At 72.0% G+C, this 20,036-nt stretch carries 15 protein-coding genes; 7 read left to right on the plus strand and 8 right to left on the minus strand.

The genetic code is table 11. The features are described from left to right. Positions 1 to 3: 3 nt before the first annotated feature. From solA to JK359_RS34770, 5 genes are all read right to left on the minus strand, one after another. Entirely contained in the window at positions 4 to 1,194 is a 1,191-nt protein-coding gene (gene solA / locus JK359_RS34750) for an N-methyl-L-tryptophan oxidase (protein ID WP_201843616.1), read from the minus strand. Positions 1,195 to 1,203: 9 nt separating this feature from the next. Next, positions 1,204 to 3,708: a GcvT family protein gene (locus JK359_RS34755; RefSeq protein ID WP_236678913.1), complete on the minus strand. Its 2,505-nt coding sequence runs from the start codon at positions 3,706 to 3,708 to the stop codon at positions 1,204 to 1,206. A gap of 44 nt (positions 3,709 to 3,752) precedes the next feature. Continuing rightward, complete coding sequence (locus JK359_RS34760; protein WP_201843617.1) at positions 3,753 to 4,379, minus strand: MBL fold metallo-hydrolase; 627 nt, start codon at positions 4,377 to 4,379, stop codon at positions 3,753 to 3,755. Then, the gene (locus JK359_RS34765) at positions 4,376 to 5,461 is read right to left on the minus strand and encodes an S-(hydroxymethyl)mycothiol dehydrogenase (protein ID WP_201843618.1); all 1,086 of its coding nucleotides are present in this window, start codon (positions 5,459 to 5,461) and stop codon (positions 4,376 to 4,378) included. The genes JK359_RS34760 and JK359_RS34765 overlap by 4 nt, the downstream gene beginning before the upstream one ends. A 246-nt stretch (positions 5,462 to 5,707) precedes the next feature. After that, positions 5,708 to 6,547, minus strand: coding sequence for an IclR family transcriptional regulator (locus JK359_RS34770; protein ID WP_201843619.1), 840 nt, complete (start codon positions 6,545 to 6,547; stop codon positions 5,708 to 5,710). Positions 6,548 to 6,847: 300 nt separating this feature from the next. Between JK359_RS34770 and JK359_RS34775 the strand changes: the two genes are divergently transcribed. Beyond that, a complete protein-coding gene (locus JK359_RS34775; protein WP_201843620.1) occupies positions 6,848 to 7,171 on the plus strand; it encodes a bifunctional 3-phenylpropionate/cinnamic acid dioxygenase ferredoxin subunit in 324 nt (107 codons plus the stop codon). Further along, on the plus strand, positions 7,168 to 8,379 hold the full coding sequence (locus tag JK359_RS34780) for an NAD(P)/FAD-dependent oxidoreductase (RefSeq protein WP_201843621.1): 1,212 nt from the start codon (positions 7,168 to 7,170) through the stop codon (positions 8,377 to 8,379). Before JK359_RS34775 ends, JK359_RS34780 begins: the two co-directional genes overlap by 4 nt. A 219-nt stretch (positions 8,380 to 8,598) precedes the next feature. Here JK359_RS34780 and JK359_RS34785 read toward each other — a convergent pair whose 3' ends face one another. Continuing rightward, positions 8,599 to 9,132, minus strand: coding sequence for a hypothetical protein (locus JK359_RS34785; RefSeq protein WP_201843622.1), 534 nt, complete (start codon positions 9,130 to 9,132; stop codon positions 8,599 to 8,601). Positions 9,133 to 9,551: 419 nt separating this feature from the next. Here JK359_RS34785 and JK359_RS34790 point away from each other — a divergent pair, with 419 nt between their 5' ends. Genes JK359_RS34790 through JK359_RS34810 form a run of 5 tightly spaced genes read left to right on the plus strand, consistent with a single transcriptional unit; the run spans position 9,552 to position 17,522 of the window. Then, complete coding sequence (locus tag JK359_RS34790; RefSeq protein WP_201843623.1) at positions 9,552 to 12,437, plus strand: sensor histidine kinase; 2,886 nt, start codon at positions 9,552 to 9,554, stop codon at positions 12,435 to 12,437. Continuing rightward, complete coding sequence (locus JK359_RS34795) at positions 12,434 to 12,868, plus strand: roadblock/LC7 domain-containing protein (RefSeq protein ID WP_201843624.1); 435 nt, start codon at positions 12,434 to 12,436, stop codon at positions 12,866 to 12,868. The genes JK359_RS34790 and JK359_RS34795 overlap by 4 nt, the downstream gene beginning before the upstream one ends. A 9-nt stretch (positions 12,869 to 12,877) precedes the next feature. Beyond that, positions 12,878 to 13,273: a DUF742 domain-containing protein gene (locus JK359_RS34800; RefSeq protein ID WP_201843625.1), complete on the plus strand. Its 396-nt coding sequence runs from the start codon at positions 12,878 to 12,880 to the stop codon at positions 13,271 to 13,273. 24 nt (positions 13,274 to 13,297) lie between these two features. After that, the gene (locus tag JK359_RS34805) at positions 13,298 to 16,936 is read left to right on the plus strand and encodes a hydantoinase B/oxoprolinase family protein (RefSeq protein WP_201843626.1); all 3,639 of its coding nucleotides are present in this window, start codon (positions 13,298 to 13,300) and stop codon (positions 16,934 to 16,936) included. Then, positions 16,917 to 17,522, plus strand: a complete 606-nt coding sequence (locus tag JK359_RS34810; protein ID WP_201843627.1) for a GTP-binding protein — start codon at positions 16,917 to 16,919, stop codon at positions 17,520 to 17,522. The genes JK359_RS34805 and JK359_RS34810 overlap by 20 nt, the downstream gene beginning before the upstream one ends. Before the next feature lie 84 nt (positions 17,523 to 17,606). On the opposite strand, the gene glpK is transcribed toward JK359_RS34810, so the two are convergent. Continuing rightward, positions 17,607 to 19,127, minus strand: a complete 1,521-nt coding sequence (gene glpK, locus JK359_RS34815) for a glycerol kinase GlpK (RefSeq protein WP_201843628.1) — start codon at positions 19,125 to 19,127, stop codon at positions 17,607 to 17,609. Between the two features lie 55 nt (positions 19,128 to 19,182). Next, the gene (locus tag JK359_RS34820) at positions 19,183 to 19,932 is read right to left on the minus strand and encodes an MIP/aquaporin family protein (protein ID WP_201843629.1); all 750 of its coding nucleotides are present in this window, start codon (positions 19,930 to 19,932) and stop codon (positions 19,183 to 19,185) included. Positions 19,933 to 20,036: the final 104 nt, after the last annotated feature.

A 20,036-nucleotide genomic window follows, 5' to 3' on the forward strand; every position in this document is an offset into this window, starting at 1 on the left:
TCCTCAGGCGGACGCGGCGGCGGTGGAAGTCCCGTCGCCCGAGCGAAGTCGGGGGTCGGGGCGGGCGGGGTCGAACAGGCCGATCGGGTGCGCGGTGGTACCGGTGAGCGCCAGATCGGCCAGGATCTCGCCGACCACCGGTACGAACTTGAAGCCGTGTCCGGAGAAACCGCAGGCCACCGTCACCGACTCCGGGTGTGCGGGGTGCCGGGCGATCACGAAGTGCTCGTCCGGGGTGTTGGTGTACATGCAGGTCGCTGCCTTGAGGAAGGTGCCGGGCAGGTCCGGGATGCAGCGGGACATGTGGTCCGCCATGGCCCGGATCTCGTGCGGGTGCACGGTCCGGTCGATGGTCTCGGGGCTCGTCACCCGGCCCTTTCTGAAGAAGGCGACCTTGGCCCCCCGTCCGGGACCGTCGATGGCAGGGAAGCCGTACACCTGGACGCCGGCCGCGTCCTCCCAGACGTAGATCGGATGGTGCCCGGGGACGAACCGGGCGGTGCCGCCCTTGGGCTGGAACCAGTACATGATCTGCCGTTCGACCGTGAACGGCACCCCGACGTCGGTCAGCAACTGCGGTGCCCACGCACCCGGGCAGATCACCAGCTGCCCTGCCGTGTACGTGTTCTCGGCCGTGTGCACGCGCACCCCGTCCCGGTACGGCTCCCACCGCAGCATCGCTTCCTCGAAGTGCAGTTCGGCGCCCTGCCGGGTGGCCAGCTGGAGGTGCGCGGCGACGGTGTTCTCGGGCCGGAGCAGGCCGGCCTTCTTCTCGTAGAGGGCCACCTCGTCGTCGTCCGGGTTCAGCGTCGGGAAGCGGCGGCGGATCTCCCCGGCGTCGAGCATCTCGTGCGGCAGGTCCCACTGCAGCGCCGAGCGCAGTGAGCCGGCGACGGTCCGTGAATCCGGGCGCCCGACCATCACGCCGCCGCAGAGCACGGCGATCTCCCGGCCGGTGGCCCGCTCCAGGTCCTCGTACAGCTCGTAGGCGCGCAGCAGCAGCGGCACATAGGCCGGGTCCTCGAAGTACGACTGCCGGGTGACCCGCGAACCGCCGTGGCTGGAGCCGCGGTTGTGGACGGGGCCGAACTTCTCCAGGCCGAGGACGCGGGCGCCGCGCGCGGACAGGTGGTGGGCGGCGGCGCTGCCCATGCCGCCGAGACCGATGACGATGACGTCGTACGACGGTGACACGGACGCCTCCTAGCGACGGATACGGGTCATCTTCGGGTCGAACAGCGGCTCGTCGGCGACCGTGGCGGGCACCTTCTCGCCGAAGTACTCGATGTGGACGCCTGTTCCGGTGGTGAGACCGGCCGGGAGCCAGGCGTAGGCGACGCAGCGGCCGAGGGTGTAGCCGTACGCGGCGCTGGTCACGTAGCCGGCGGGCGTGCCGTCGACGAACACGGGCTCCTTGCCGAGGACGACGGTGGCCGGGTCGTCCAGCAGCAGCGGCGTGAGCCGGCGGGCGGGTTCACCGGAGTGCCGGAGCGCGGCCTTGCCGACGAAGTCCTCCTTGTCCATGCGGACGGCGAAACCCAGGCCCGCCTCGAACGGATTGTGTTCGTCGGTCATGTCGGTGCCCCAGGCCCGGTAGCCCTTCTCCAGACGCAGGGAGTTGAACGCGGAGCGGCCTGCGGCGATCACCCCGAGTCCCTGCCCGGCCTCCCACAGCGTGTCCCATAGCCTGAGGCCCAGGTCGGCGGTGGTGTACAGCTCCCAGCCCAGCTCGCCGACATAGCTCAGCCGCATCGCCGTGACCGGCACGTGTCCCAGGTACGTCTGCTTCGCCCGGAAGTAGCCGAAGCCCTCGTGGGAGAAGTCGTCCCGCGTGAGCGGCTGGACGAGTTCGCGGGCGAGCGGCCCCCAGACGCCGATGCAGCACGTGCCCGCGGTGATGTCCCGGACCTGTACGCCGGGGGGTGCGTGGCGGAGCAGCCGGTCCAGGTCGGCGGGGGAGTTGGCGCCCACTTGGAAGCGGTCGGGGGCGAGCCGGGCGACGGTGAGGTCGGAGCGGATGCCTCCGGTCTCGTCCAGGAGGAGGGTGTAGGTGACCGCGCCGGGCTTCTTGCGAAGGTTGTTGCTGGTCATGCGGTCGAGGAAGGCGAGGGCGCCGGGGCCGGTGACCTCCAGGCGGCGCAGCGGGGTCATGTCGTAGAGGGCGACCCGCTCGCGGGTGGCCGTCGCTTCGGCGGCGGCGATGGGGGACCAGTAGCGAGCCGCCCAGGCGTCGCGTTCGGGCAGACCGCCGAGGGCGTGCACGAGCGGGGCGTTCGCCTCGTACCAGTGCGGGCGCTCCCAGCCGGTGCCCTCCAGGAAGAACGCGCCGAGCTGCTGCTGGCGGGCGTAGAAGGGGCTGACTCGCAGCGGACGCGGCTGCTCCACCAGTTGCAGCGGGTGCAGGACGTCGTACACCTCGACGAACTGCTGTGAGCCGCGTTCACGGACGTACGACGGTGAACGCTGTGCGTCCTCGAAGCGGGTGAGGTCGCACTCGTGCACGTCGATCGACGGCCGTCCGTCGACCATCCACTCGGCGACCGCCCTGGCCACCCCGGCGGAGTGGGTCACCCAGACCGCCTCGGCCAGCCAGAAGCCCCGCAGCCGCCGTGCCTCACCGAGCACCGGCATGCCGTCCGGCGTGAACGAGAAGACCCCGTTGAACCCGGCCTCGATCAGGCTCTCGCGCAGCGCCGGCAGCAGCCGGCGGCAGTCCTCCCAGCTCGGTGCCCAGTCCTCGACGGTGAACGGGAACGAGGACGGCATCTCCATGTCCCGGGCACGCGCCTCGTCGTACGCCGGGACCGTGAACGGATCGACCGGCATCGGCCGGTGCGCGTACGAGCCGATCCCGATGCGGTCGGCGTGCTCACGGAAGTACAGGTCGCGGTCCTGGAAGCGGAGGATGGGCCGCGTGGCGTCGGCCGTGGTGCCGCTCAGCTCCGGCAGCGGCCCCGTCTTCGCGTACTGGTGCGCGAGGGGCTGCAGCGGTACGTCGACGCCGGCCATGCGGCCGATGACGGGCCCCCAGAATCCGGCCGCGGAGACCACGTGGTCGGCCGGGAAAGCACCCCGGTCGGTGACCACCGCGGTGACCCGGCCGTCCTGCCGCTCGATGCCGGTGACGGTGTGCCGGTCCAGGAAACGGGCGCCACGCGCGGTCGCCCGGTCCATCTGGGCGCGGGCCGCGAGCAGAGCCCGGGCCAGGCCGTCCTCGGGGGTGTGGAAGCCGCCGAGGACGACCGACTCGTCCAGCAGCGGCCACAGTTCCTTGCAGCGGGCCGGGCTCACGACCTCGCCACGGATGCCCCAGGAGGCGGCGTAACCGGCCCGGCGGTGCAGGTCGGCCAGGCGTTCGGGGGTGGTCGCCAGCTCCAGTCCGCCGACCTGGTCGAAGCAGGAGACGCCGTCCGCGTCCAGGGAGCGGAACTTCTCCACGGTGTACTTGGCGAACTCGGCGAGGGTCCTGGACGGGCTGGTGCGGAAGACGAGTCCGGGCGCGTGCGAGGTCGAGCCGCCGGGGGAGGGCAGCGGACCCTGCTCGAGGACGGTGACGTCGGTCCAGCCGCGCGCGGTCAGCTCGTCGGCGAGGGAGCAGCCGACGATGCCGGCGCCGATGACGACCACGCGGGGGCCGACGGTGCGGGTTGCGCCGGTGCTGTGCCGGGTGCGGGCCGTGCCGGGCTGGTCTTCGGATGTGCTGGACATGCCCCTCCTTGTGGTGGCGGGGACGGCAGAGGGCGGGAGGCCGCTCAGGCGGCCGGGACGTTCGGCCGCTCGGCGGCGACCGTCGTGTCCTCGCCGTGGCCGGTGCGGACGACGGTGGTCCCCGGCAGGGTGAGCAGCCGCGTGCGGAGCGACTCCTCGATGGCCGGGCGGTCGGAGTACGAGCGGCCGGTGGCGCCGGGGCCGCCGTGGAACAGGGTGTCGCCGGTGAAGACGGCGTCGAGGAAGGGGGCGTACAGGCAGCAGCTGCCCCAGGTGTGGCCCGGGGTGTGCACGACCTGTACCTCGATGCCGGCGACCGGGAGGACGCGGCCGTCGGACAGCTCACCGTCCGGCTTGCGGTCCGGGTGCGTCTGGGACCACAGCTCGAGGTCGGCGGGGTGGAGCAGGACGGGGGCGCCGGTGAGGGCGGAGAGCGCGGGCGCCGCGCCGATGTGGTCGTCGTGGGCGTGGGTGCAGACGACGGCACGGACCCGGCGGCCTGCGGTGGCCCGGTGGATCGCCCCCGCGTCGTGCGCGGCGTCCACGACCAGCACCTCCTCGTCGTCACCGATCAGCCAGACGTTGTTCTTGACGTCGAAGGTCTGGCCGTCCAGGCTGAACGTGCCGGAGGTGACGACCCGCTCGACACGTACGGCCCCGTGCACACTCACAGGACCACCACCGAGCGCAGCACCTCACCGCGGTGCATCTTGCCGAACGCCTCCTCCACCTGGTCCAGGGCGATCGTCTCGGAGACGAACGCGTTGAGGTCGAGCAGGCCGTACAGGTACTGGTCGATGAGGAACGGGAAGTCCCGGCTCGGCAGGCAGTCGCCGTACCAGGAGGACTTGACGGCGCCGCCGCGCGAGAAGACGTCGATCAGCGGGAGTTCGATCTTCATCTCCGGGGAGGGGACACCGACCTGGACCAGCAGGCCGGCATGGTCGCGCATGTAGAAGGCCTGCTCGAAGGTCTCGGGCCGCCCCACCGCGTCGATCGCGATGTCCACGCCGAAGCCGCCGGTCAGTTCGCGCACGGCCGCGACGGGGTCCGTCCCGCGGGAGTTGACGGTGTGCGTGGCGCCGAACTTCTCGGCCTGGTCCAGCTTCTTGTCGTCGATGTCGACGGCGATCACCTTCATGGCGCCGTTGAGGCAGGCGCCCGCGATGGCGGCGTTGCCGACACCACCGCAGCCGATGACGGCGACCGAGTCGCCGCGGCCGACGTTGCCCGTGTTGACCGCCGCGCCGTAACCGGCCATCACCCCGCAGCCGATCAGACCGGCTGCCTCGGGCCGCGCGGCAGGGTCGATCTTCACCGCCTGCCCCGCCGCGACCAGCGTCTTCTCGGCGAAGGCGCCGATGCCCAGGGCGTTGGTGAGCGGCGTGCCGTCCAGCAGGGTCATCGGCTGGGCGGCGTTGCGGGAGTCGAAGCAGTACCAGGGCCGGCCGCGGCGACAGGAACGGCAGCCGCCGCACGGCGCCCGCCAGGCCAGCACCACGTAATCCCCGGGCACCAGATCCGTGACGCCCGGTCCGACCGCCGCGATCGTGCCGGCCGCCTCATGACCCAGCAGGAACGGGAAGTCGTCGGTGATCGCGCCCTCCCGGTAGTGGAGGTCCGTGTGGCACACCCCGCAGGCCTGCACATCCACGAGGACCTCACCGGGGCCCGGATCGGGGACGAGGATCGTCCGCACCTCCACGGGTGCGCCCCTCTTCACAGCGACTACGGCACGGACCTCGTGTGGCACGACAAGCTCCTCTGCTGTTGCGCATTGCACGATGGGTTGCGTGATGAGGAACATATTGAGAACGGCGTCAGGCGGCCGTCAAGGGGTACGCGTTAACCCTTGGCAAAGGGAACCCGCGGGGCGAAACCTCTCGGACACACGGCGGCGCGGCACCAGGGAACCCCCCGGCGCCGCGCCACCGCCGGCATCGTGCGAGCGCAGGGCCCGGGCGGGGGAACGGCACGGCCCGGACGGTCCGACGCTCCCTCAGAAGCCGTAGCCCATGCGGCGGGACAGCTCGGCGCCCGCGGCCACCGTCCGCTTGGCCACCTCCGGCAGCCGGTCGGCGTTGAGCCGGTACACCGGCCCCGAGACGCTGATCGCGGCGATCACCCTCCCGTCGTGCGCGCGCACCGGCGCCGCGACGGCCGCGAGGCCCAGCTCCAGCTCCTCGCTCGTGACGCCGTACCCCCGCTCGACCACGGCCTGCAACTCCGCACGCAGCATCGCCGCGCCGGTGATCGTACGGTCCGTGAACCGCGGCAGCGGCCGTGCCAGCAGGCCCTCGCGCAGCGTCGGCGACATGTGCGCGAGCAGCACCTTGCCGCTGGAGGTGGCGTGCAGCGGGGTGCGTCTGCCCAGCCAGTTCTGCGCGGTCACGGACGCGGTGCCGCGGGCCTGCATGATGTTGACCGCCGCGTCGTCGTCCAGCACGGCGATGTTGACCGTCTCGCCCAGCTCGTCCGCGACCTCCCGGCAGACCGGGACGCCCTCCTGGGAGATGTCCAGACGCACTGCCGCCGCCCCCGCCAGGCGCAGTACACCGGCCCCCAGGTAGTACTTGCCGCGGTCCTTGGCCTGGGCCACCAGGCCGCGGTTCTCCAGGACGCCGAGCAGCCGGAACGCCGTGGACTTGTGCACGTCCAGTTCCTCGGCGATCTCGGTGACGCCCGCCTCGCCGTGCCGGGCGAGGATCTCCAGCACGCTGACGGCGCGGTCCACCGACTGCACCGCACTCGCCGCTCCGCGGCCGTTCCGCCCCTCGCGGGCCCCTGGGCTCTCCGTGGTCTCCTCGCTGCGGTCAGACTGCTTCTGCGTGCGGGTCATGGCTCAACTCTCACCACCTGTGGGCCCGGTTCGGGCCGCATCTGCGGGAAGCCCTTGACGCGACGGTCGTCCCGCCCGGATTCTGTTGCGCATAGCGCTAGATCGTGCGCCATGCGAAACATCATGTTACCGAACCGTCCGGATCCCGGAAGGGCGCCGGACCACCCGGACCGATGGCGGTCCGTCACTCCCTTACCGCTGCACCGGCCCGGACCCTCGAGGTTCCGGGCTCCGGGCAGCATCCCTGACGCCTGCATCGAGCAGGTCCGGACCGTGTGTCCCGGACCGAGAGGGGGGCCCGTGATTCCCGTCTGCCGCCTCGAAGACCTCCCCGAGGGAGAGTCCGTCCGCGTCGAGACCACACCGCCGGTCGCCGTGTTCCGCACCGAGGGCGGCGCGCTGTACGCCATCGACGACACCTGCACCCACCAGGACGCATCCCTCTCCGAAGGCTGGCTGGAGGGCTGCCTGGTCGAGTGCCCGCTGCACGCCGCCTCCTTCGACCTGCGCACCGGCGAGCCGACCTGCCTGCCGGCCCGGCGCCCCGTGCGCACCCACCGTGTCACCGTCCAGGACGGCGTGATCCACGTCCACCTGACCGCGGAGGAGGGCACGGCCGCATGAGGACCGTGACCATCGTCGGCGCCTCCCTCGCCGGGCTCTATGCCGCCCGTGAACTGCGTGCCCAGGGCTACGACGGCCGGCTGGTGATCGTCGGCGAGGAGCCCCACCGCCCCTACGACCGCCCTCCCCTCTCCAAGGACTTCCTCACCGGACGCGCCGACGAGAATCAACTGGCCCTCACGGACGCCGAGGAGACCGCCGGACTCGACGCCGAGTGGCTGCTCGGCGTCCGCGCCCGCGGACTCGATCCCCGCGGCCGGACCGTCCTCCTCGGTGACGGCCGCACGGTCTCCACCGACGGCGTCGTCATCGCCACGGGCGCCACCGCCCGCCGGCTGCCCGGCGAGGGGTACGCCGGCGTACACACCCTGCGCACCCTGGACGACGCCCGTGCCCTGCGTGCCGCCCTCACCGGGGGGCCGCGCCGGATCGTCGTCATCGGCGGCGGCTTCATCGGTGCCGAGACGGCCTCCTCGTGTGCCCGGCTGGGCCACGCCGTCACCGTGGTGGAAGCCGCACCGCTGCCACTGCTCCCCCAACTCGGCCCGCAGATGGCCGCCGTGTGCGCCGCCCTGCACCGTCGCGGAGGCGTGGAACTGGTCACCGGAACCGGGGTATCCGCGCTCACCGGCACCGGCACCAGCACCGGCACCGGCGCCGTCGCCGGGGTCGACCTCGCCGACGGCCGCCGCCTGCCCGCCGACCTCGTGATCGTCGGCATCGGCGCCCGCCCCAACACCGCCTGGCTGGTGGGCTCGGCGCTCACCCTGCACGACGGCGTGCTCTGCGACGACGGCTGTGTGACCGCCCTGCCCCAGGTGGTCGCCGTCGGCGACGTCGCCCGTACCGGCGGCATCCGCGCCGAGCACTGGACCTCCGCCACCGAGCAGCCCCGCGTCGCCGTGACCAATCTGCTCGCCGGCCGCACCCTCGCGACCGCCCGCGCGGTCCCGTACTTCTGGTCCGACCAGTACGGGTCCCGGATCCAGTTCGCCGGCCGGTACCGCGACGGCGACACCGTTCACCTCACCGAGGGCGGCATGGCCGACGACGGCGGCCCCGGCGAGGCCGGTCTCCTCGCCCGCTACGAGCGGGACGGACGCACGGTCGCCGTGCTCTCCGTGGACCGGCCCCGCGCCTTCATGCGGTTTCGCCGTGCACTCCAGCGGGGCGACCGCCAAGGGGCGGAGGAGGAGGCTGTGCTCTGACAGCCGGCCGGGAGGCACTGCCCCGGACGGACCGGCAGGCACTGCCCCGGACGGACCGGCAGGCACTGCGCCGGACGGACCAGCAGGCACCGCCCCGGACGGACCGGCAGGCACTGCCCCGGGCGGACCGAGAGGACCGCACCCGGCGGACGGGGAGGCATCGCCTCGCTGGGACCAGGAGGCACGGGCCCGTGGGCGGGACGACCGTGGCCGAACGGGTCAGGAGTGCGACAGCTGCCCGGCGGCGCCCCGCCGGCGTATCCGCTCCTGTTCCCGCTGGGCCGCCCGCTCCTGGCGCCGCCCGGCGCGTCGTTCACGCCGCAACGCCCGGGCGGTGCTGCTGGGCTCCGAGACCACGCCGTACCGCTGGCTCCACACCTGACGGGTCACCCAGACGTCGACCACGGCCCAGGTGGCCACGACCGTGCTCGCCACGCTGCTGATCACCATGGGGAACGCCAGCCACGACCCGGCCAGTGTGCACAGGAACGCCACCATCGCCTGTATCAGCGTGACGGCGATGATGATCACCGCCCGCACCGCCGCGCTGCGCACCGGATCGGGCATCGGATGCTTGCGCGCGGGCTCTTCCACCCACAACGGCCTGCAGTCCTGCTGCTGTTCGTCCCAGACGGCGTCACCGGCGCGCCGCCGCACCGGAATGTCGCGATCCGGCGCCTGTCGGCCCTGCCGTGCCTGCGAGCGCACCGCCACGCTCTCGTCGGACGCCTCGCGCCGCTCCGCCGTCCCCATCACCGTGTCACTCCCCACCGCCGGCTGACCGTTCGCCCCGGCGTCCGAAGACCCCGGCTCCCCAGTGGCTGCCCGGCTTGCGTCCTTTTACGCCGCCCGGGTGCGGGATGCGGCTCCCGTGGCCCATTCCGCCCCCAATTCCCGTAGAGAAGGACGAACGAGACGGCCGGATGATTCCCAACCAGCGTAAAAATCCGGCCAACCGCCTGACCGTGTGGCTGCGGACGGACGGGTGACCGTGCCCGGATCGTGGGGACAATCTCCCGTAATGCCCGGACAACTCGCCATGTCTCGCCGCCGGTGCGGAAGTTCGCCCTCCGGACATGTCTTCGAGTTAGCCGCGGGGCGGTAGTAGGCTCGCGCCGTTTGTTGACGGACATGTGCACCCCCGACCGGCGGGGGTCGAGCTGGGGGAGGCCATGCGCTTTCGCGGGAAGTCCATCCGCCGGAAGATCGTGGCGCTGCTTCTCGTGCCGCTGGTGTCCCTGGCCGCCGTCTGGGGCTTCGCCACGGTACTGACGGGGCGTGAGGTGGCCCAGCTGTTCCATGTGTCCGCCGTGGTGGAGGACGTCGGCTACCCGGCCGAGGACACCGTCCGCGTCCTGCAGCAGGAGCGACGCCAGACCCTCGTCTACCTCGCCGACCCCAGGGCCTCCCAGGCACTGACGGCACTGCACCGCACGCGCACCGCCACGGACCGGGCCATCGCCACGATCCGCGAGAACGCCAAGGACCACGACCTCCGCGACGGCATGGACGCGGACGACAGCGAGCACCTGACCGCCCTCCTGGACGCCTTCCGCGGTCTCGACCCACTGCGCCGCAGCGTCGAGCAGGGCACGGTCACGCGGGCCCAGGCCTTCGAGCTGTACAACCGACTCGTCGACCCCTGCTTCGCGCTGCTGGCATCCCTCGACGGCATCGACGACGTCGAGGTCGACAAACAGGCCCGCGCCCTCGTCAACATCACCCGCGCCCGCGAGCTGCTCTCCCGCGAGGACGCCCTGCTCGGCTCCTCCCTCGTGGTCGGCCGGCTCACCCGCGAAGAGACCCGCGACATCTCCGACCTCGTCGCCCAGCGCACCCTCCTGTACGACATCAGCCGGCCGCTGCTGCCCGCCGCGGAGCGCGAACGCTACGAACGCTTCTGGAACAACGCCACCACCTCCCCGCTGCGCGTGGCCGAGCAGACCGTCATCGGCGCGGGCTCCGGCACACCTCGCAATGTCACCGCGAAGGGCTGGGACACCGCAGCGGCCACCGTCCTGGACGAACTCGGCACCCTGGACGACCAGGTGGGCGACCGCTTCCAGGACCGGGTCCGCCCCGTAGCCATGGGAGTCATCGTCCAGGCCGCCGTCGCCGGCCTCCTCGGACTGGTCGCCCTCCTGGTCTCCGTCGTCCTCTCGGTACGGATCGGCCGCGGCCTCATCCGCGACCTGCGCCAGCTGCGCCTGGAGGCCCACGAGGCGTCCGGCGTCCGGCTGCCCAGCGTGATGCGCCGGCTGTCCGTGGGGGAGCAGGTCGACGTCGAGACCGAGGTGCCGCGCCTGGAGTACGACAAGAACGAGATGGGCGAGGTCGGCCAAGCCCTCAACACACTGCAGCGCGCAGCCGTCGAGGCCGCCGTCAAGCAGGCCGAGCTGCGGGCCGGGGTCTCCGAGGTCTTCGTCAACCTCGCCCGCCGCAGCCAAGTACTGCTGCACAAGCAGCTCACACTCCTCGACAGCATGGAGCGCAGGACCGAGGACACCGACGAACTCGCCGACCTGTTCCGCCTGGACCACCTCACGACCCGTATGCGCCGGCACGCCGAAGGCCTGGTGATCCTCTCCGGTGCCGCACCGTCCCGGCAGTGGCGCCGGCCCGTGCAGCTGATGGACGTCGTCCGTGCCGCCGTGGCCGAGGTCGAGGACTACGAGCGCATCGAGGTCCGCCGGCTGCCGCGGGTCGCCGTCACCGGTCCCGCCGTCGCCGACCTCACCCACCTCGTCGCCGAACTCCTCGAGAACGCGACGGTGTTCTCGCCCCCGCACACCGCCGTCCAGGTCCTCGGCGAGCGGGTCGCCAACGGCTTCACCCTGGAGATTCACGACCGGGGTCTCGGAATGACGGCCGAGGCACTCCTGGACGCCAATCTGCGCCTCGCCGAGACTCCCGAGTTCGAGCTGTCCGACACGGACCGGCTCGGCCTGTTCGTCGTCAGCCGCCTCGCCCAGCGCCAGAACGTCCGGGTTTCGCTCCAGCCGTCGCCGTACGGCGGCACCACTGCCGTCGTCTTCATGCCCGACGCCCTGCTGAGCGACGACGTCCCGGACACCAACGGCATCGGTTTCCGGCTGGACCGGGCCCACTCCGCGAAGGGCTCCGAGCGGGCGGTCGGCCGGGCCGGCGGACGCTCCCAGGGCCCGCTGCAGCTGCCCGGCATGCCGACCTCCCTGCTGGACGGCCCGGTCGAGCTGGAGGCACCAGTCGATCTCGACGCCCTCGACGACTTCCCCGGCGCCCTCACGGACGCGGAGAGCGAGCGCGGCGGTCTGTTCCGCTCCCGCCCCGTCCACCCGGACAGCGAGGACCAGGCAGCCGCCCCGCCCGCCGACCGGCTCTCCGAGGACGGGACCGGCGACCGCGGACCGATCCCGCTGCCCCGGCGGCAGACACCCAAGCTGGTCAGCTCGCACGGCAAGCCGGTCACCGGCCAGCGCCCCCGCCGCGGGGAACCTGAGCAGGAGCCCTCCGCCGCTCCGACCCGCTCCGACACGGGCGGACTGACCCCCCTGCCCGCCCGTCGCCGCGGCACCGTCGGCTCCCGGCGCCCCGCCGGCCCCGACGACCCCGCGGAGAACCGCCCGTCGGCCGAAGCGGGCGGTGCGGACGAGAGGCCCGAGGCACCGGCACTGCCCAGGCGGACAAGGCCGCGGGCATCCGGCCCCGGCGGTGCCGGCGACCCGGTACCGCCACTCGCCGGCACCGCACCGCCTCTCGGCACTACGGCCCCTGCCGCGGATGACAGAGGCGCCACCATGGGCGACCGGGCCGCCACCGCGGGCGACAGGGCCGCAGAACCCGGTGCCGGGCCGCTGCCCCGGCGCGTACGCCAGGCCAGCCTGGCCCCCCAGCTCAAGCAGGACTCCGAACGGCGCGCCGAACCAGCGGCGCAGCCCGCCGACCGAGACGCCGACGAGGTCCGCAGCCGAATGGCCTCGCTCCAGCGCGGCTGGCAGCGTGGCCGCGAGGAGAACGCCGCGGGCGACGGGGCCCGGAACGGCACAGCACCAGGAACGACAAAGGGGGACGGTCGATGACCGCACCGAAGGCCACCGGCCACGCGACGACGAACAAGGGAGAGCTGGACTGGCTGCTCGACGAACTCGTCGACCGGGTCGCCAGCATCCGCAAGGCCGTCGTGCTGTCCGGCGACGGACTGCCCACGGGCGTGTCCAAGGACCTGACCAGGGAGGACAGCGAGCATCTGGCCGCCGTCGCATCCGGCTTCCACAGCCTCGCCAAGGGCGTCGGCCGCCACTTCGAGGCGGGAAGCGTCCGGCAGACGGTGGTCGAGCTGGACGACGCCTTCCTCTTCGTCACCGCCGCCGGGGACGGCAGCTGCCTCGCCGTCCTCTCGGACGCCGACTCCGACGTCGGCCAGGTCGCCTACGAGATGACACTGCTGGTCAAGCGGGTCGGCGTGCATCTGGGCGCCGCTCCGCGCACCGATGTGCCCGCAGGCGGGTAGTGGGATGGCATGAGCGGAGACGGTCAGGGAAGCAACCACTGGTTCGACGACGAGGCCGGGCCGGTCGTCCGCCCGTACGCGATGACGCGAGGCCGCACCACGAGCGTGGCCCAGCACCGCCTGGACCTGATCGCGGTGGTCGTCACGGAGCCCGACGCCGGGGACGCCGAAGCGGACCCGGCGCTGTCCCCCGAACACGTGGAGATCGTCGGGCTCTGCCGGGACACACCGCAGTCGGTCGCCGAACTCGCCGCGGAACTCGACCTTCCCACCGGCGTGGTCCGCGTTCTCATCGGCGATCTCGTACACGCGGAACTCGTCCATGTGACCCGCCCGGTGCCCCCGGCCGAGCTGCCGGACGAGAGTATTCTGCGCGACGTGATCAACGGCCTCCGAGCGCTGTGACCGGCGCGGAAGCGGGGTAGTGACGTGACTGGCTGGCAGTTCTGGGTCGACCGGGGCGGTACCTTCACCGACATCGTCGCGCGTCGCCCGGACGGCCGGCTGCTCACCCACAAGCTGCTGTCCGACAACCCCGGCCGGTACGCCGACGCGGCCGTCGCGGGCGTCCGTGAACTCCTCGGGGACTCCCGGGAGCCCGTCGAGGCCGTCCGCATGGGCACCACGGTCGCCACCAACGCCCTGCTGGAGCGCAAGGGCGAGCGCACCCTTCTGGTCGTCACCCGTGGCTTCCGCGACGCCCTGCGCATCGCCTACCAGAACCGCCCGCGCATCTTCGCCCGCCGCATCGAGCTGCCCGAGCTGCTCCACGAACGGGTCGTGGAGGTGGACGAGCGCATCGCCGCTGACGGCACCGTGCTGCGCGCCCCCGACCTCGAGGCCCTGGCCGGCCCGCTCCGGGAGGCGTACCAGGACGGGATCCGCGCGGTCGCCGTCGTCTGCCTGCACAGTCACCTCCACCCCGCCCACGAACGCGCGGTCGGTGAACTCGCCGCCCGTACCGGCTTCCCGCAGATCTCGCTGTCCAGCGAGGTCAGCCCGCTGATGAAACTCGTCCCCCGCGGTGACACCGCCGTGGTGGACGCCTACCTCTCGCCGGTGCTGCGCCGCTACGTACGCCACGTCGCGGACGAACTGCAGGGCGTCCGGCTCATGTTCATGCAGTCCAACGGCGGGCTCACGGAGGCCGGACGGTTCCGCGGCAAGGACGCCGTCCTCTCCGGCCCGGCCGGCGGCATCGTCGGCATGGCCCGCATGTCGCAGCGCGCCGGCTTCGACCGTGTCATCGGATTCGACATGGGCGGCACCTCCACCGACGTCTCGCACTTCGCCGGTGCGTACGAACGCGTCTTCACCACACAGATCGCGGGCGTCCGGCTGCGCGCCCCCATGCTGGACATCCACACCGTTGCCGCCGGCGGCGGCTCCGTCCTGCACTTCGACGGCTCCCGCTACCGGGTCGGCCCCGACTCGGCGGGCGCCGCCCCCGGCCCCGCCTGCTACCGTGCCGGCGGCCCCCTCACCGTCACCGACGCCAACGTGATGCTCGGCCGCATCCAGCCCGCCCACTTCCCCGCGGTGTTCGGCCCCTCCGGCGACCAGCCCCTGGACGCCTCCCTCGTCCACGAGCAGTTCACCACCCTCGCGCGCGAGGTCCACGAACGCACCGGCGACGACCGCACCCCGGAACAGGTGGCCGAGGGATACCTGCAGATCGCCGTGGCGGACATCGCCAACGCCGTGAAGCGGATCTCTGTCCAGAAGGGTCACGACGTCACCCGCTACGCCCTGACCACGTTCGGCGGCGCGGGCGGCCAGCACGCGTGCCAGGTCGCGGAGTCGCTCGGGATCCGCACCGTCCTCGTACCCCCCATGGCCGGCGTCCTCTCCGCGCTCGGCATCGGCCTCGCCGACACGACGGCCATGCGCGAGCAGTCCGTGGAGGCACCCCTGGAGGCAGCCGCCATGCCCGGGGTCCGCGAGACGGCCGACGACCTGGAAGCCGCGGCACGCGCCGAACTGCTCGCCGAGGACGTCCCAGAGGACCGCATCCAGGTCACCCGCCGTGCCCAGCTCCGCTACGACGGGACCGACACCACCCTCACCGTCGAACTGGCCGAGGCCGGCGCCATGAAGCAGGCGTTCGAAGAACGTCATCGCGCCACGTACTCCTTCACCCTGGACCGCCCGGTCGTCGTCGAAGCCCTCTCCGTCGAAGCCACCGGCATCACCGCACCCCCCGATCTGTCCGCCCTCGCCCCGTACGAGGGCCGCTCCTGTGCGCCCGGCACCGTCCGCCTCCACACCGGCGGTGCCTGGCGCGACGTACCCCTCCACCGCCGGGAAGCCCTTCCGCCCGGCGACACCGTCACCGGACCCGCGATCATCACGGAAGCCGGCGCGACAACCGTCGTCGACGACGGCTGGCGGGCCGCCGCGACCGCTGACGGGCATCTGGTCATGGAACGCACGGCGATTACGCAGAGTTCCGATCTCGACACACAAGCCGATCCGGTTCTCCTCGAGGTCTTCAACAACCTCTTCATGTCGATCGCCGAACAGATGGGCGCCCGGCTCGAGTCCACGGCCCAGTCCGTCAACATCAAGGAGCGGCTGGACTTCTCCTGCGCCCTCTTCGACCCGGACGGGAACCTGGTGGCCAACGCCCCTCACATCCCCGTCCACCTGGGCTCCATGGGCACCAGCGTCAAAGAGGTCATCCGCCGCCGCGGCACCACGATGCGCCCCGGCGACACCTACGCCGTCAACGACCCGTACCACGGCGGCACACACCTGCCGGACGTCACCGTGATCACCCCCGTCTTCGACACCGACCGTGCGTCTGACACGCAGAGTGAGCCGCGGATCCTCTTCTACGTCGCCTCACGCGGCCACCACGCGGAGATCGGCGGCATCCAGCCCGGCTCCATGCCCGCCCACAGCAGCACCATCGACGAGGAGGGCGTCCTCCTCGACAACTGGCTCCTCGCCGAGAACGGCCGCTTCCGCGAGGGCGAGACCCGCCGCCTGCTCACCGAGGCGCCGTACCCGTCCCGCAACCCCCGCACGAACCTCGCCGACCTGCGCGCCCAGATCGCCGCCAACCAGAAGGGCGTCGAAGAGGTCCGCCACATGATCGAGGACTTCGGCCTCGACGTCGTCCAGGCGTACATGCGGCACGTCCAGGACAACGCCGAGGAGGCCGTCCGCCGCGTCATCGACGTCCTGGACGACGGGGAGTACGCCTACGAGGCCGACTCCGGCGCCGTCATCCGGGTCCGCGTCCGCGTCGACCGCGCGCAGCGGCGCGCCACCATCGACTTCACCGGTACCTCCGCCCAGCTCGCCACCAACTTCAACGCCCCCTTCGCCGTCGTCAACGCGGCCGTGCTCTACGTCTTCCGCACCCTGGTCGCCGACGGCATCCCGCTCAACGACGGCTGCCTGCGCCCGCTGGACATCGTCGTGCCGTCCGGCTCGATGCTCGCCCCCGAGCCGCCCGCCGCCGTGGTCGCGGGCAACGTCGAGACCTCCCAGGCCCTCACCGGCGCCCTCTACGCCGCCCTCGGTGTCCAGGCCGAGGGCTCGGGCACCATGAACAACGTCACCTTCGGCAACGAACGGCACCAGTACTACGAAACCGTTGCCTCCGGATCCGGAGCCGGCGACGGATTCCCCGGCGCCGACGTCGTGCAGACCCACATGACCAACTCCCGGCTCACCGACCCGGAAATCCTGGAGTGGCGGCTGCCGGTCAGGCTGGAGGAGTTCGCCGTGCGGCGGGGAAGCGGCGGCGCCGGACGGTGGCGCGGCGGCGACGGTGCCCTGCGCCGCATCCGCTTCCTCGAACCCATGACCGTCTCCACGCTCTCGCAGCACCGCCGCGTGCCCCCCTACGGCATGGCCGGCGGAGCCCCGGGAGCCCTCGGCGCCAACCGGGTCGAGCGGACCGACGGAACGGTCACCGACCTCGGCGGAAGCGGCTCGGCGGACGTCGGTCCCGGCGACGTACTCGTCATCGAAACCCCTGGTGGCGGCGGCTACGGCCGACCGTCGCCCGAACCCCATCAAGCAGGAGAAGAGATCGATGATCTTCGGGCGTTCTGAGCGCGGCAAGCCCCCGGTCGAGCCCGTCACGCTCAAGATCCTCGTGGCCGGCGGCTTCGGCGTGGGCAAGACGACCCTCGTCGGCGCGGTCAGCGAGATCAGGCCGCTGCGCACCGAGGAACTGCTCACCGAGGCCGGCCGGCCCGTCGACGACACCAGCGGCGTGGAGGGCAAGCACACCACCACGGTGGCCATGGACTTCGGTCGCATCACCCTGCGCGAGGACCTGGTGCTGTACCTCTTCGGCACACCCGGGCAGGAACGGTTCTGGTTCATGTGGGACGAACTGACCGAGGGCGCGCTCGGCGCGGTCGTCCTGGCCGACACCCGGCGCCTGGAGGACTGCTTCGCCGCGGTCGACTACTTCGAGCGGCGTTCCATACCCTTTCTCGTCGGCGTCAACTGCTTCGAAGGAGCCGCCCGGTACCCGGTCGAGGCCGTCCGCCGGGCCCTCGACCTGGACGAGGACGTGCCCGTCCTGCTCTGCGACGCCAGGGACCGGGAGTCGGTCAAGGACGTGCTCATCGGCGTCGTCCGGCACGCGATGGAGTACGCGGCCGGGCGCCGCCAGGCCGCCATCGGCTGACCGGCAGGCACGGCCCGTACCCCCGCCGACCGGGGTACGGGCCGTGGTCCTGTGCGCAGCGCCCACGCGCGCGTGCGGCGGTTCCTACGCCCCGTCCTCCTCCAGCCAGCCGAAGCTCTTCTCCACCGCCCTGCGCCAGTTGCGGTACTCGCGGTCGCGCACCGGCGCTTCCATCGCCGGCGTCCACTGCGCGTCCTTCTGCCAGTGCGACTTCAGCTGGTCCAGGTCGTCCCACACGCCCGTGGCCAGCCCAGCCGCGTAGGCGGCCCCCAGGCAGGTCGTCTCCGACACGCGGGGCCGGATCACCGGCACGCCGAGGACGTCCGCCTGGTGCTGCATGAGCAGGTTGTTCTTCGTCATGCCGCCGTCGACCTTCAGGGTGGTGATCCGCACCCCGGAGTCCTGGTACATGGCGTCCACGACCTCACGGGTCTGCCAGCTCGTCGCCTCGAGCACCGCGCGCGCGAGGTGCGCCTTCGTGACGTACCGCGTGAGGCCGGTGACGACGCCGCGCGCGTCGGAGCGCCAGTAGGGGGCGAACAGGCCGGAGAACGCGGGCACGATGTAGGCGCCCCCGTTGTCGTCGACGCTCGCCGCGAGTGTCTCGATCTCGTCGGCGGAGCGGATGATCCCGAGCTGGTCGCGGAACCACTGGACCAGCGCGCCCGTTATCGCTATGGACCCCTCCAGGCAGTACACCGGCGCCTCCCCGCCGATCTTGTAGCCCATCGTCGTCAGCAGCCCGCTCTTCGACGGGACCGGCCGGTTGCCGGTGTTCAACAGCAGGAAACTGCCGGTGCCGTAGGTGTTCTTCGCGGTGCCGACGTCGTAGCAGGCCTGCCCGAACACGGCGGCCTGCTGGTCGCCCAGCGCGGAAGCCACGGGCACCCCGGCGAGCTGCCCGACCGCGGTGCCGTACACCTCGGCGGAGGACCGGATCTCGGGCAGTACGGCCTCGGGCAGGTTCATCGCGGACAGGATGGAGGGATCCCACTGGAGAGTGTCCAGGTTCATCAGCATGGTGCGGCCGGCGTTGGTGACGTCGGTGACGTGCCGGCCGCCCTCGGTGCCACCGGTGAGGTTCCAGATCAGCCAGGAGTCGATGGTCCCGAAGGCGATCTCGCCCCGTTCGGCCCGGTCCCGCAGTCCGGGCACGTGGTCCAGTAGCCACGCCGCCTTGGGCCCGGAGAAGTAGCTGGCCAGCGGCAGTCCGGTCTGCTCGCGGAAGCGGTCCTGGCCGTCCGTGCCGCCCAGCTCGCTGCACAGGGCGGCGGTGCGGGTGTCCTGCCAGACGATCGCGTTGTGCACGGGCTTGCCCGTGGCGCGGTCCCACAGGACCGTGGTCTCCCGCTGGTTGGTGATGCCGAGGGCGCTCAGCCGGTCGGCGCGCAGCCCGGCCTTGGCGAGCGCTCCGGCCACCACGGCCTGCACCTTGGACCAGATCTCGGTGGCGTCGTGCTCCACCCACCCGGGCTTGGGGAAGATCTGGCGGTGCTCGCGCTGGTCGACGGCGACGACCGCGCCGCTGTGGTCGAAGACGATGCAGCGGCTGGACGTGGTGCCCTGGTCGATGGCTGCGACATACGTGTCGGCGGTGTCCGTCATGGCTGTCCCTGGGTCGCTGGGTCGCTGGGTTGGATCGCTGTCGAGACCGTGAGGTTCAGAAGGCCACGTTGTAGAGGAGGCCGGCGAGCACTCCGCCGATCAGCGGGCCGGCGACGGGGATCCAGGCGTAGCCCCAGTCGGAGGTGCCCTTGTTGGGGATCGGCAGGAAGGTGTGCACGATGCGCGGGCCCAGGTCGCGGGCCGGATTGATGGCATAGCCGGTGGGGCCGCCGAGGGAGAGCCCGATGCCCACGACGAGCAGGGAGACGATCAGCACGGTCGTGCCGGACTCGCCCAGCCCCTTCGTGAGTCCGAAGGCGAGCACCGGCAGTACGAGCGCGACGGTCGCGATGATCTCGGTCACGAGGTTGGCGACCGGATTCCGTATCTCGGGCACGGTCGAGAAGATGCCGAGCGTCGGCACCGGTTCGCCGGCGGTGCCTTCGGTGGTCCCTCCCTGGCGGACGTTGGCCCGGAACTGGGCGAGGTAGACCAGGTAGGCGAGCACGGCGCCGAGCATCGCGCCGACGATCTGACCCAGGAGGTACACCCAGACCTTGTCCCACTTGCCGGTGTCCACGGCGATACCGATGGTGACCGCGGGATTGAGCTGACCGCCGGACAGCGGCGCGGCGGTGTACGCGCCGGCGAGCACGCCGAACCCCCAGCCGAACGCGATCACGACCCACCCCGAAGCTCGTGCCTTCGAGTATCTGAGAGTGACCGCCGCGCAGACTCCGGCACCGAACAGGATCAGGATCGCGGTGCCGATGACTTCGCCGACGAATATGTCTCCGTTGCTCATGGCGGCTCCCTTGGCGCGGTTGGGGGCGATCGGCCCCGGCCCTCCGTGCAGGAGGTTCCCCTTGGCGACTTCAGTCGAAGGCAGGGAGGGACCCGCGCCCCGCC

Origin of the sequence: Streptomyces actinomycinicus (genome assembly GCF_016741775.1) — a bacterium.
Lineage (GTDB): Bacteria > Actinomycetota > Actinomycetes > Streptomycetales > Streptomycetaceae > Streptomyces > Streptomyces actinomycinicus.